Below are 14,218 nucleotides of genomic sequence, written 5' to 3' on the forward strand. Positions count from 1 at the left end.
ACACACACACACACACACACACACGTAATATAACGTTTTTCGGGCGATTATCCAAATTTTCAACTAATAAAATTCACCTCCCCCCGTCCCCCTCCAGCAGAGGGGGAGTAAAAATATACACTCTTTTCCTATCTCCTCCCCTTGCGGGGGAGGTAGGGAGGGGGTGCCCGAATGCTTGTGTTAATGTCAGGGGTATTCCGGGCTGCGACAGCCGTACCTACCTCCCCCCAGCCCCCTCCACAAGAGGGGGAGCAAGGGGCAATATTTCAGTGAGCAGCAGGCCCCCTCAATCCCCCGAAGGGGGAAGTATATCATCCTCTTCTATCAACAATAGAACTTCTGTAGGGGCACACCTGCGTGTGCGCCCGCAAACCGATATATCGGGCAGACACACAGGTCTGCCCCTACACAGTAACGAGACGAGATCCCTCGTATTCACTTGGGATGACAATAACCGGTCCCCTTTATTCCCCAAAGGAGGAAATGGGTTTACGCCACCATTCAACAAAAAACGAAAATATATCCTTCTCTTAGCCTCCCCCACGGGGAGGTTTGGTGGGGCTAAAATACAATCAAACATATTATTCACTTCATCTTTTTCTGTTACCCCCTCTTGTGGAGGGGGCAGGGGGAGGTGGCTTATTCTTTTATAACATGAAAAGAACAATCTTGACACAGGCTATCGTTATATTAGCCTTATTTATTACAACAATCGGCTTGCATGGGCAAGTGACGATAGGTAGTGGAGAAAAACCTCGTACAGGAGCATTATTAGACCTGACTGAGGGGGCAATCACTACACGCGGATTGAAAATGCCTCGCGTAGAACTAACTAACCTAAAACCCACTACTCCTGCTGAACTATCGGCATCTATCGGCGGGACAGGCAATTGGGTGCTGGCGGACCATACGGCACTGGCTGTTTATAATACCAAAGAAAGTGACCATTGCGCTGTTGAGCCTATCCACGAGGGGCTTTACGTCTTCGATGGTGAACAGTGGCAATTCCTTGGGAAGAAAGGAAGCACCTCTGCTGCTGTTTACGAAGTTATTGACCCTCGCGACAATCAGGTTTACTTAGCCCGTAACTTCGGAAGTACCGCCGGCGACTGGATGCTGGAAAACCTGCGCTATATTCCCAACAACACCGATGCCGGTTTTACGGGGTTTACCCATACGGCAGCCGTCGCACCCAGTCCTTACACTGCTAAATACTGGTCTTATCCTTGGAAAGGGGATGGCTCTGGGAATACGCCTTACAATGCTACCCAAGCCGAAGCGGACTGGGATCCACGGACCGGGGTATTATATAACTGGTCTGCTGCAACTAACGGCGAAAACAGCGAGACAATAGACCAGGGTCAGGTAGCGGGCACTGTTCCTGGTGCTAATGAAGTAGAGGTCAAAAAAGAAACAATTGCAGGAGCCAAAAATGGCAAAATCCGGGGCATTTGCCCACCCAACTGGCATGTACCTACCGACCGTGAATGGAATGCATTGGAAAAGGAGCTCACCGAGCATGCTTCCGACTATTCAGCTACAGCTAACAGCACGTGGCCTGCGACTTGGGAAACAGGCACATATCCGAATCCGGGATACGGCTGGCGTGGCACTACTCATGGCGAGGTTATAAAGAGCGAGTGTGAGTTACCGGGCCATACCTACGGTTCTCCCAACGGCAAGAGCTTCTCTACGGCACAGGGTGGCTTCAACGCAATTCTTACGGGTTTCGCCTACAATGGTGATGTTAGCCATTATGGCTACGGCTTCTACTCTTGGACGGCAAGCACTTACAACAGCGGCACTGTGTGGCAGCGGGGCGTCCACGGCAGTGGTGCGCGAGTGGCCCGTGACGTCGGCTCTCACATCCATTTGTTTTCCGTCCGCTGCAAGAAAGACGACTAATCAGTTACTTCGCCCTTCGGGCAGTTACAAGTTACGAGTTACAAGAAACTTTATCTATACAGGGAGATAGTCCGCGAGGACTGTTTCCCTACGTTCTTTTACTTTGTGCCCTTCGTGTAGAATCTTTGAGCCCTTCGCGGTTAAATAATAAAGAAAAATGACAAGACAAAAACCAGTGTATCGCGTAATATTTGTCAAGAGTGTCAAGTTTTAACTAAATTTTGATTGATAATCAGCAAACTAAGGTTTTTGACATAATTTGACAGGGATATCAGTCCTGTAAAGAAATGCTTCGAGGTTAAAAAAGAAGAAAAAAATGCCAATCCGAAGAAATCTTAAAATTTGAACAATACCAACCTTCAAGGCGTTCGATATAAAAGATTCTTCCAATCATACGATCAAATAACTATAAAATATTCAATATGATGAACTTATTACAGATAGAAACCGTATCTCTCTCCAAAATAGAGAGAATATTGGAGACATTATTGGAGCAAGGAACTCATTTGGGATTGGCTATCCTCAAAGCGCTCATTATCTTTATTATCGGACGATTTGTTATCAACCTAATCAACAAGTTAGTCAAAAAGTTGCTGAACAAGAAGGATGTAGCTCCTGCCGTGAGGACATTCGTCGCCAGCCTCGTAAATATCATATTAATCGTGATGCTCATCATCTCGATTATCGGGGCATTAGGTATACAAACAACCTCGTTTGCCGCCCTTATCGCTTCTGCCGGTGTAGCCATCGGTATGGCACTCAGCGGTAACCTGTCCAACTTCGCAGGAGGATTGATAATCCTGCTCTTCAAACCATTCAAGATAGGAGACTATATAGGCACCTCGAGTGTAAGCGGAACGGTTCAGGAGATACAGATTTTCCATACCATCCTCACCACGTCGGACAATATCACGGTTTATATCCCTAACGGGACGCTCAGCAGTGGCTATATAAACAACTACAACGTGGACAAGAGAAGAATAGAGTGGATATTCGGCGTCGATTATGGCGAAGACTTCGACAAGGTAAGGAAAACCATTCTGGAGGTACTTGCCGCTGACACGCGCATTATGTCCGATCCCGCTCCGTTTGTAGAGCTTAACCAGCTCGATGCCAGCAGTGTAAATATTATTGTCCGCGTATGGGCTAAAGGCTCGGACTATTGGGATGTGTACTTCAACATCAACAAGAATGTGTATCAGAAGTTCAACGAGGTCGGCATCGACTTTCCCTTTCCGCAACTCACTATCCACAAGGTAGATAAAGATTCGGAATAGGCGTTCCAGGCAAAAACAGGCAAGGCTTTACCGACATCGATATGTCCATAAAGCCCTGCTTGTGATTATTATAAGAGGTTGATATTATTCTCGTTCCTCTATACCGATTCTCCTGAGGTCATTATTGGCATTCACCACAGGGAAGTACATCATCTCGGCCTTAGCTGGATTCAGTATATAACGCCCTGTATAGCGCGGAAGCAGATCTATCTGGAACGTATAAGTACCCATCGGAAGGCTTTCGCAGAAGATAACGGTCTTATCCTTGAACGACTCGCGGTGTGTCTCACGATTAGACCACCAGTAGTTCTGCCGCTTGCTGTTGTAGCTACATCCCGCAGGGATAGGCACTTCTATCATCACATGCTCGGCATTCTTCTGTTTCACCTCCAGCGTCACGGTCAATATGGCCGGCACGCCGGCTGTAAGCGTATCGCCGGCACCGAGGCTTGTCCTTATCTCGAAAGCATCGCCTTTGTTCTCTTCGGTTACCCACTTCATCTTGTAAGCCGAATAGATTAGCGGCAGCCCGGTTTGCTTCTCGATAGTCAGGCGTTCGTTCGGAAGCAGGGTGGTTTCGTAAGGGAACTCGGTCAACTGCTTGTTATCCTTACCCGACAGCAGGACAGACGAAGGTGTCTTTTTCGATGCCGATTCAGCCATCAGATCGGGCAGGATAGCCATAGTGGCCGTAGAAGCCTGATAGGTATTCCAACCCGACCCTTTCGTCCCGAGGATATACATCTGCATCGGCTCTTTCAGATGCGCCAGCGTCGAATCGTTGCGGGCAATGCGATAAGCTATGACAGTGGTCATCATATCGTCGCTATACCAGTATCGCTGCTTGCCATCGGAGCAATAAACAGCTCCCAATACATCCTTCTTGAGGTACTTGGTCAGGCTGTCGGGCGTATAGCCTATGTTGTGCTTCTGGCGAAGCTCGAGCAGTTGCAGCTTCTCTTTCAGGTAAGAAGTTGTATTCGGGCGTTTGTAATATCGGGCCAGTGTATCGGCTACGTATTCGAGGTGCTTAATCTCTTTATCGAACAGGTCTATTATCTGGTCGTACTTTTGCTCCGTTCCTGCATCCGACAAGGCATTGATAATGTCCATATCGTAGATGGAAGCACGGCGGTATCGCTGCGTATCGGTATAATCCTGCGCCGTGCGGCTCAGGTCTACCGTAACCTGATAACCTGCTTTCTTGGCCTCGTTCAAGGCGCGGATAACGTGTGCCGACATCCAGAACGATGTGCTGGAAGAACGTCCCCACCACGACCAGAGCTTATTCTCGTTGCGGTTCTCTTCCAGACGTTTGATGATTCTGTTGACGTGCTTGTCGTCCTTGAACTTCTTGTCTGCATATTGGCAATACAGCCTGTAGTTGAGGAAGCCGATAAGCTTGGATGCCAGCTGCTCGTTGCAGTCGTATTTGTAGTTGCGGAGATAGCTTGCTGCCTCCATATACACATCCAGCTGCTTAGCCGAAATGGAGATGTGCATTTCCTCGTCAGGTGCTGCTACTACCTCTTTCCGGTCGCCATTGCGGAGGAAGTCGAGTGTACCCTCGGCGAGTTCCGTTCCCTGACGAAGAACAGGTATGGTGCGCTTTTCGCCGTCGTTGTATCCATCGTTGCGGCGGAACATATAAGTGGCCGACAGGCTATCGGCAACCGTAGGCGTCACCAGCACCTTGTCCTGATGCGAGGTTGTAAACTGAATGCTCTTTGACATAACCGTATCTTCTTCGATGGCGAAGGTCACAAGCCCTTCTATATCCTGTTTGCCATAAGTATAGTTACGGATGTTTCCGGCATAGTAGCTCGAATCGCCTACTACGAGGAAGTGCGGGTTCTTCAGTTCTGCCATCAGTGGCTTATACGACTTGATGTGCTTGCGGGCAGTTCCCGTTTTCAGCTTCGGATTCATCGCATACACGATTGTATTCCATTGGGTGATATTGTCGGGGAAGGTAACCGTAAACCGGGCTTTACCTTTCTTGTCCGTTACCAGAGCCGGTTCCCAGAAACCGACATCCGAGAAGTTGCTGCGTAACCCGTTGAGTTGCAACAGCTCGCTATAGAGGCGATCTTCGGCCGCCTGCACCTCGTTTTCGTTGTCGCCCTCTTCGTCGTCATCCGGCACTTCCGGCGGGGCAGCAGCTTCTGTGGCTATCGCCTCAGAGACGGATATGGAAGAAACCGAGCCGGTCAATGAAGACTTTCTCACAGTGCCATAGCCTATTACGACCACCTCGTCCAGTCGCTGCATATCGGCTTTCAGCACTACATCGATTATGCTGCCTTTAGTCACTTTCAGTTCTTCGGTATTATAGCCTATGTAGCTGAATACAAGGGTTGCTTCGTTGCCGTCGACAGCTATTTCAAATCCTCCGTCGATGTCGCTTACCGTCCCATAGGTTGTCCCTTTGATGTAGACCGTCACCCCGATAAGCGGTTCGCCTTCATCATCTTTCACAATACCTCTCACGGCATTGGCTGCGGAAGATGGGCGTCGCACCATCGGCTGGCTGTAATAGGAACTCTGATAGTTCGATGTCTGCTGTGCCGTATAAGGTTGTACTACCCGTGTGCGCAATGCCAGCCATTTCTGCGAGAGGGTGTCTTTCGGCTGCAACGGCAAGTTAGTCATATCCACCGCTATATAATGCCCCGAAAGAAGCGGAACACTGTCGAAGCAGATATAGTTGCCGCTGTTGTAGAGCAATATGGCATCGTAGGTCGCTGCCGGAACGGAACTGTACTTCCGCTGACCGTATTCTATCTGGTCGGGGTACAAGAGCTTTTTCGTTTCCACATTGCGGAGCAGGAGGTTCGAAACGCCTGTCGTATCCTGCCGCGTCGGCAACTTGAAGTTGGCATGGAATCCGCTTTGCAGGATCTGGATATTCGTAGGCCGCCAGTTGTCGGTTTCGTTCTTGCAGGCTTCCACTATCCGGTTGAACTCCTTCGTGGTCAGGGTGAAATCATTCAGCCCATAGAAGTTCGTCGTGGAGCTGAAGGTCAGCTTATCTGGGTAAGGCTCTATCGCATATTTATAGACTACATTGTCCTCGTAGTCGTAGCGGAAGCCTCCTTCGTGCTTATAAATGGTGCTGTCGCAATATTGCATATAGCGCTTTCCTCCCGGGATAGGGCCTATCAATACGCTCGACATCGGACTTTGCAGGCACTTATGGAAGACAGGGTATACAATATTGCGTGCCGTGTCTCTGAGGTAGGTGAAGTTATAGTTCCTTTGCACAGGGATGCGCGATATATAATAGCTGTAGACGCGCTTCTCCTCCGAGGTAAGCTTATAGTCTTTATCTATAGATGTCCGTGTGTCTATACCTACCGACCACGCATTATATGCAGGCAACGAATCGAGGTCGACACTCAGAATCGTCTTCTTATGCGGGGTGAAGTATACCGAGTCTATCACAACAGCTCTGTCGTGCAAGCGCATGGTTATCTTTTGCTTCACTGTATCATTCGGTATGACGAACGAGTATCGCTTGGCCTGCTCCGTCCACGAGAAGTAGATAGGGTTGCTGTTCAGTTCGATGGCATATATCTGAACGGCTTCGCCACCCTTCATCACATAAGGGGCAAACTGCGTAGTAGAATCGGGCGTCGCCACTTCGTGCCTGAACAGTTTTCCCAACGGATAGGTAAACTGATAGTACTTCATCGTGTCCAATCCTGCCTTATACTTCCATTCGGGATAGTTGAGCGGGATGGTGAAGTCGCGGGCATTCCGCTGGTTGAGGCCATAGCTCGAACGTTGCTCGCGTGCACGTGGCGAAGGCCCATAATAAGGCAGATCTGGCAAATAGTATCCCAATTGGCTGTTGAAGGCGAAAGCCGTAAGGTCTACTCCCTTGACGGGTTTACCCATATTATCCTTCACGGTGATGGTAGCATCTAACTTCTGCCCCGGATAGATGCGCTCGGGCAAGTCGATGTCTACATCGAGGAATTCGGTCTTAGGGACAAACGTCCGGCGGAAGGCTTCCTGCTCCTGTCCGAGGAAGTAGAATACCTCCACATAGTGAGTCAGTTCGAGGTTCGTATTCGGATATTTGAAATCGAACTCCTTGCCTGAGCCTTTCTCTAACAAGGTATTACCCTGATAGATATACCACGAAACGTCCAGTTTGAGCGGGTTCTCCAATTTTACGTTGAAGGAGTCCGTCATAATGCCTCCTGCTATATCCAGCTTTGAATGCATAGCCGAAACGGCAAACGACCGGAAGCAGGATGGCTCTTCCACACGGATATTATAGTCATATAGCGACTGCTTAAACGGCTCTTCGTAAGGGAGTTCTATCTCCTTCTGATTCTCATAATCATCGTTGTACCAGAGCTTGGCTTTCACGTTCTTCTTATGTCCCAGTTCTTCGAACTCGAAGCGGATGGTATCGTTGCGCGTCGACTGGTAGATGTCATACTTCGACTTGTAGAAGGTGGCTCCATTCCGCGAAGTCAAGACCTGATTGTCATAGGTATATGCCTTTATCTGTACGTTGTATGAGCAATTGGACTCACCAAACAGGGACGGAGGGATATCGATATAGGTCGGCTTATCATTGTCCAGATTGATTGTCTTCTGCATCAATACATCGGGCAAGACCAAGAGGTCGGTAAAGGATGCTCCAACCGAAGACCTCGTCACCAGCACTTCGGCTTTCATGTCCTGCAAGAATAGCCCGTTCGTATCGAGCGCCTTAATCTCCAAACGGTTGGTATCGGGGTTGTAGTGGTCGAAGGCTGTCAGCTTGGTTTCGAGACGGCTATCGTATAACTCATAGTCTTCGTACTTGAACCGGGTATTACCCACAACCCGCCCCTTCTTCTCCCGGAGCTGAATATTGTAGCCGTAGTAGTAGTCTAACTGCAACTTCAGTGAGTCGTGCAGGAAGACCTCATCGGCATATCCACCCGGATTGTAAGGCGATATCTCTTTTATCAACTTGTTATTCAGCCATACTTGCAATGGCTCTTTCAATGGCTTCCGCTTAGCGGACAGGGCATACGATTTGAAGCGAACCGTCTCGCCGGGTTTGTACTTATTCTTGTCGGTCAGCATGTAGCTGTAGAAGTCGGGACCGCTATCCTCGTTGTCATTGTCGTACCAAGACGGATTGACAAGGTATTTCGACAAGTTGAACATAACCATGAATTTGTCCAGCTCTACCGTCAACAAGCGATCGGTCTTTTCCGACTCGTCGTCTATCGTGTATGTCTGGCTGACCTTGTCGAAGTACACGCCTGTATCGAAGAACTTCCATCGCCCTTTAATCCTTACTTTGGCATCGCTGCGGATATTGCCTTCGGCATCCACTACCTGCAATGTCAGCACACCGTACTCTTTGAACAGGAACACCTGAAAGGGCATGATAGGCGCATAGCGGTAACTCACCCTGTTCTTATGTATCTCGGAAAAGATGAAGTGCCCTTGCTTCGGGTGGTCTTCCCACTCATTCTTGTACGAAGTAAGCGGAGTATGCAGCATCTTCAGCATAAGGCTGTCTTGCGGTTTACTGCGGAGCAACTTCTCGGCTTCCTTATTGCTTATCTCGTAAACGAACGTCTTTCCGGGATAACTTTTCCAGTCTATTGTCTGTCCTTTCAACTGGAAAGCAAGGAAGAACAATACAGCAAGGAAGACGAACCTGTGTGTTTGACCGTTTGTATTCATAGCAGGTGGTTTTTATAGATTTTGCTCAAATATATGTTATTTTTTGTTATAAATCGAGCAAAATGCCATAAAAACGAATCCCAAGACAGAATTATGCCACAAATGTGGCTGCCTGCTACAACTTAATCTTCACCGAAGCACCCCAACGGGCAGGCCTGCCTTGTTGCCCGAAGTAGTTACGGCTCGATTCGAATACGAATGCGTTATATTCCCTATCAAGGACGTTCTTACCCCAAAGCTCGAGGGCGAAGATGCCTTTCTCGAAACCTATCTGCGCATTGAGTGTACCATAGAAGCCCTGCGACATGGTGTTCGATTCTTCCCAATAAACTTTGCCCACACCGGCGTAGTTGACATCCAACGTCACCCTGTCTATTACAGGACAGTTCTTGGTATCGTAAGAAAGGTTCCCTCCTACACTGAACGTAGAGCGCGGAGCAAACGGTATATAGTTGTGCGAGAAGTCGCCTTCGTCGGTCACGTACTTGCGGAACTTAGCATCGGCAAAGCCATAGTTACCATACAGGAAGAAGCCTGTACACGGGCGGGCTTTCAGTCCTACCTCGAACCCTTTACTCACTGCCTTCCCTCCGTTGGCAATCATACGCCCGCCACCGCTGGCAACGAACTTCGTCAACTGCACATCTTTGACATCCATATAGAAAGCCGAATAGTTGATAGACAAAGCGTTATCGAACAGGCTTTGCTGCCCCCCAAACTCGTAGCTCCAACTCAATTCGGGCTTGTAAGATATACGCTCGTTGGTCGGCGGCAAGTCCTTCAAGGCATTCAGCATATTCTGCACGGCAGGCGGCAACATCGGCAGCATAGCCGGAGGCATCTGGTCGAACATGTTCACAATCAGCGCTTCCTGCAACAAATCGGCAAACATCTGTATGTTGTGTCCTCCTGCCTTATATCCGCGCGAAGCCGAGACATACACATGCGAATTGGGATCTATCTGGTATTTTAAAACTGCCTTGGGCAGGAATTCCAGATAGTCGTCCGAAGCTTCCCCTTTAATAACAGGCTCTGCCGTAAAAGGTAAGGAGATTGGCGGACGAGGAGCGACCACGAAATTCGCTGTCGTGTATGAGTTGTATTTCAACTTAGTCTTTTCATAATCGAGCCTTACGCCTAAGGTTGCCGATAACCCTTTTACACCCAAATCGTTGAAGGTAGACTGATGAAAAACAGCTGCTCCGTAGGTGGGACGCTTATAATTACCGTCCAAATCTATCTGGCTGTCGGTGAAACTGATAGGCGCACCTACTGCCGTCATCTGGGCATTGAGTATATTGTTTATTCCGTCCTGCATCATATACACGGGCGGGGTGGTGTGCAGGTAATCGTAGAAGCCGAACACGCCTGCCGACCATTGATACCACGAATCCGAAGCGGATTTGATGGTAACTTCCTGACTGAGCGAGCTTTCTTTCTGCCGCTGGTTTATCTGAAAGACCGAAAGAGGCGTATAGTCCTGATCCATATTCATTTCGTCGTTCAGGTATTGATATCCGGTAGTAGAGTTAATCTCATAACCTTCGCCCGCATATCTTAGCGCCAACCCGTTGGTAAAGAGCTTACGCTTGTAGTAACCGTCGGAGTTGTAGTCGATTTCGTCGCTTGCAAGCTCCTTATATGGGAAAGCTCCTTGATCGATATAGTCGAAATTGGTCGACAGGGTTGCCGAGAAACGGGTATTGGGCTGCCAGACGAATTTCACACGCCCGCCGGCATCTTTCAGGTCGTCGACTTTCTTACCGTCAAACTTGTTGCGGAAGTACCCGTCATTCTGATTGTAATAGGCTCCCACCGAAATCCCGGTCGTCTTACTCAAACGGCGATAATGCGAACCCGATGCCGAAAATTGCCCGTGGCTACCTCCTCCCAAACGAAGCGTTGTTCCCTCATAAGTAAGAGGCGAATAGGTATAGATATTGATAATACCGCCCATCGCATTGCGCCCGTAAAGCGTAGCCTGCGTTCCGCGAAGCACCTCAACACGCTGTATATCATACAGTTCGTTATCGAACGAAGTGGTGTTGAAATATGGGATATTATCGACATACATACTCACTGTCTGAAAGCCCGAACGTGCCCCGATACCCCGTATATAGAGCGGTGCCGTCATCTTGGAGCCATAGTCGGCAACAAAATAATTGGGCACAATGGCACTCAGGTCTTTGAACGAGGTCACCTGTAACCCTTCGAGGTTCTTTTGCGAGAAGATCGAGACCGATGCCGGCAGCGATTTCAAGCTGTTCGTTTCCTTCGTGGTGGAAAGGATAACAATATCGTTCTTCAATTCGGTATAGAGTGTATCCGGTTTGGCAGGATCAGGATTTCCATCTCCTTCGTGTGCCCACAATGCTACCGATAAAAATGAGGCAGACAAACAAATAAGTAGCTTCTTCATAGAATTCAAGTTGATCTTTACAAAATTTATGTTGCAAAGAAACTTCAATTTCGCCTGCCTGTCAATCACTACATGTAGTGATTTTGCCCCCCAAAAAGCCTCTAAAGTGTCGCTTTCTTGTACCACTTTTTATACCAGTAGCTACTTTCTTTTTGTGCTTATTATGAGCACTTTAAGAATAAAAGACATACAAAAAGTATATCTTTTTTGTGCATTTTTTAGTGTGGTTACTTTTTCATTATTTAACCGCGAAGGACTCAAAGATTCTACACTAAAGGCACAAAGTAAAAGAACGATTCTGCCATGCCGAGCGGATGCGAGGCATACCGACCCAACTTTGAACAGCGCAAAGCGTAACGAGCTCCCTCGCATCCGCCCGGGATGACAAAGAACACAAGGAAACAGCCCTCACGGACTACTTCCTTGTATAGATAATTTATTTGATAACTGATTTACGCTAATCCTTTTTGCAACGCACACTATAGAAATAGTCACGACCGTAGTAGCCCCGGAACACTTGTGCGTAGCCATTGCTGATGGTCCGAGCCCATGCATTGCTGCCGTAGACGGCACTCGTTGACCAGAAGCTCCCATAGTTGCCGTAAATGGAGACGCTATTGAGGTAGGTGCGGCCCGCAAGCACTGCGTTGAAACCACCCTGTGTCGTAGAGAAGCTCTTGCCGTTGGGAGAGCCGTAGCTATGGCCCGGTAGCTCACACTCGCTCTTCATTGCCTCACCATGGATAGTGCCACGCCAGCCTGCTGCCGGAGTACTTGTGCCTGTTTCCCATGTAGAAGACCACGTACTGTTAGCCGTAGCAGAATAGCTGGAAGCATGCTCGGTGAGTTCCTTTTCCAATGCATTCCATTCACGGTCGGTAGGTACATGCCAGTTGGGTGGACAAATGCCCCGGATCTTGCCATTTTTGGCTCCTGCAATTGTTTCTTTTTTGACCTCTACTTCATCAGCACCGGGAACAATACCCGCTACCTGACCCTGGTCTACTATCTCGCTATTTTCGCCGTTAGTTGCAGCAGACCAGTTATAGAATAGTCCAGCCCGTGAATCCCAGTCGGCCTCAGCTTGAGTAGCATTGTATGTCCCACCTGTACCGGTTGGTCCTTTCCAAGGATAAGACCAGTGTTTGGCAGTATAAGAATTCACTGCCGTATGGGTAAACCCCGTAAAGCCGGCATCGGTGTTGTTGGGAATATAGCGCAGGTTCTCCAGCATCCAGTCGCCGGCGGTACTTCCGAAGTTACGGGCTAAGTAAACCTGATTGTCGCGAGGGTCAATAACTTCGTAAACAGCAGCAGAGGTGCTTCCTTTCTTCCCAAGGAATTGCCACTGTTCACCATCGAAGACGTAAAGCCCCTCGTGGATAGGCTCAACAGCGCAATGGTCACTTTCTTTGGTATTATAAACAGCCAGTGCCGTATGGTCCGCCAGCACCCAATTGCCTGTCCCGCCGATAGATGCCGATAGTTCAGCAGGAGTAGTGGGTTTTAAGTTAGTTAGTTCTACGCGAGGCATTTTCAATCCGCGGGTAGTTGTTGCACCTTCGGTCAGGTCCAATAGTGCCCCCACCCGTGGTGGTGTATTGCTTCCGATAGTCACCTGCCCATGTAGGCTGATTGTTGTTGTTAAGAAGGCTAATATCAAGATAGCCTGTGTCAAGATTGTTCTTTTCATAATAAAAAATAATTAGTTAATATGATAATGAGATAATGTGATGATATGTAGCTTTTAGCCGTTAGCTGATAGCTGTTAGCACTGTCATGCTGAGCGAAAGCGAGGGTTCTCGTTATAGCTTTGTAGGGGGCAATAAATATTGCCCCGTATATGTCGGATATTGCGGGCGAATATTTATTGGCTCGCCTACGCTTCGCCGAACGATGTTTCGCCCCTACATGTATTTCATTGTTGACTGTTGACTGATAACTGTTAACTGAAAGATTGCCCCTCGCTCCCCCTCTTGTGGAGGGGGCTGGGGGGAGGTAGGTACGGCTGTCACAGCCAGAAATACCCCTGACATTAACACAAGCATATTTTTTAGTAGACGAGTTACAAGTTACAAGTGACGAGTAGGGGCAAAGCCATGCAGCAGTTCGCAAGTTATCTCTTGTAACTCGTAACTGTGCGAAGCACGAAGTAACTGCCCGTAGGGCGAAGTAACTTTTTTTTCTAAAATTCTTATATGAAAATTTGGATAATCGCCCGAAAAACGTTATATTACGTGTGTGTGTGTGTGTGTGTGTGTCTATTATCTCACCAATGAACATATTGATAAGACGAAAGTTGAATAGAAAAATAAGGCGTTTTTGTTCCATTATCCGTATAGATATTAACCCCGTTACATTTGACAAAGAAAGGGATATTTTTCGTATTAAAAAAGAAAAATCAGATCTTTTGTTTGATTTCTTCCAGCAATCCGGCACAAGCGTCCTCCAATAGATCGAGTACCAACTCGAAGCCATCCGAACCGCTATAATAAGGATCGGGAATATGATCGTACTTATATTTGCGTGAAAAATCGACCATTCTGTGCACTTTCTTCTCCGATTCGAGGTCGGGAGCCAGCCGCATAATATTGTCATAATTGCTATCGTCCATAGCGATTATCATATCGAACTGATCGAAATCGACCGCCAGAAATTTGCGCGAAATGGAATCGAATTTATATCCCCGTCGCGCTCCATGCTGGCGCATACGGTAGTCGGGCAGCTCGCCGTTATGATAGCCTGCCGTTCCTGCCGAATCTACTTTTATACGGTTTTGTAGACCTTCTTTCTTCACCATATCGGCAAAAATACCTTCCGCCGCAGGAGAACGGCAAATATTTCCAAGGCAAACGAATAACACTTTATATTCTTTTTCTTCCATAGCTGGTCGGGTTGTTTTATTCTGCAAAGA

The 14,218-nt window shown here is 48.1% G+C and carries 6 protein-coding genes; 2 read left to right on the forward strand and 4 right to left on the reverse strand.

From position 1 onward, the window contains the following. The first annotated feature begins 654 nt into the window (after positions 1 to 654). Both D0T66_RS14975 and D0T66_RS14980 read left to right on the forward strand, forming a co-directional pair. Complete coding sequence (locus D0T66_RS14975) at positions 655 to 1,905, forward strand: FISUMP domain-containing protein (RefSeq protein ID WP_163358111.1); 1,251 nt, start codon at positions 655 to 657, stop codon at positions 1,903 to 1,905. 425 nt (positions 1,906 to 2,330) lie between these two features. Then, complete coding sequence (locus D0T66_RS14980; protein WP_163358154.1) at positions 2,331 to 3,182, forward strand: mechanosensitive ion channel family protein; 852 nt, start codon at positions 2,331 to 2,333, stop codon at positions 3,180 to 3,182. Between the two features lie 84 nt (positions 3,183 to 3,266). Here the strand turns inward: D0T66_RS14980 and D0T66_RS14985 are convergent, their stop codons facing one another. The 4 genes from D0T66_RS14985 to D0T66_RS15000 form a co-directional block, all read right to left on the reverse strand. Then, complete coding sequence (locus D0T66_RS14985; RefSeq protein WP_163358112.1) at positions 3,267 to 8,885, reverse strand: carboxypeptidase-like regulatory domain-containing protein; 5,619 nt, start codon at positions 8,883 to 8,885, stop codon at positions 3,267 to 3,269. A 115-nt stretch (positions 8,886 to 9,000) separates the two neighbouring features. After that, positions 9,001 to 11,304 (reverse strand): TonB-dependent receptor, encoded by a 2,304-nt coding sequence (locus tag D0T66_RS14990; protein ID WP_163358113.1) that lies wholly within the window; start codon positions 11,302 to 11,304, stop codon positions 9,001 to 9,003. A gap of 457 nt (positions 11,305 to 11,761) precedes the next feature. After that, complete coding sequence (locus tag D0T66_RS14995) at positions 11,762 to 12,997, reverse strand: FISUMP domain-containing protein (RefSeq protein ID WP_163358114.1); 1,236 nt, start codon at positions 12,995 to 12,997, stop codon at positions 11,762 to 11,764. Positions 12,998 to 13,705: 708 nt separating this feature from the next. Continuing rightward, positions 13,706 to 14,188 carry a low molecular weight protein-tyrosine-phosphatase gene (locus D0T66_RS15000; RefSeq protein WP_163358115.1) on the reverse strand — a complete coding sequence of 161 codons (483 nt, stop codon included), beginning with the start codon at positions 14,186 to 14,188 and terminating at the stop codon, positions 13,706 to 13,708. Positions 14,189 to 14,218 lie beyond the last annotated feature (30 nt).

The sequence above is a fragment of the Dysgonomonas sp. 25 genome (assembly GCF_010501075.1).
Taxonomy (GTDB): Bacteria; Bacteroidota; Bacteroidia; order Bacteroidales; family Dysgonomonadaceae; genus Dysgonomonas.

Bases quoted from the DNA above. Each gene is read 5' to 3' on its own strand.
- D0T66_RS14985 (WP_163358112.1), bottom strand. From the start codon at position 8,885: ATGAATACAAACGGTCAAACACACAGGTTCGTCTTCCTTGCTGTATTG.
- D0T66_RS14995 (WP_163358114.1), bottom strand. From the start codon at position 12,997: ATGAAAAGAACAATCTTGACACAGGCTATCTTGATATTAGCCTTCTTA.
- D0T66_RS14975 (WP_163358111.1), top strand. From the start codon at position 655: ATGAAAAGAACAATCTTGACACAGGCTATCGTTATATTAGCCTTATTT.
- D0T66_RS14990 (WP_163358113.1), bottom strand. From the start codon at position 11,304: ATGAAGAAGCTACTTATTTGTTTGTCTGCCTCATTTTTATCGGTAGCA.
- D0T66_RS14980 (WP_163358154.1), top strand. From the start codon at position 2,331: ATGAACTTATTACAGATAGAAACCGTATCTCTCTCCAAAATAGAGAGA.
- D0T66_RS15000 (WP_163358115.1), bottom strand. From the start codon at position 14,188: ATGGAAGAAAAAGAATATAAAGTGTTATTCGTTTGCCTTGGAAATATT.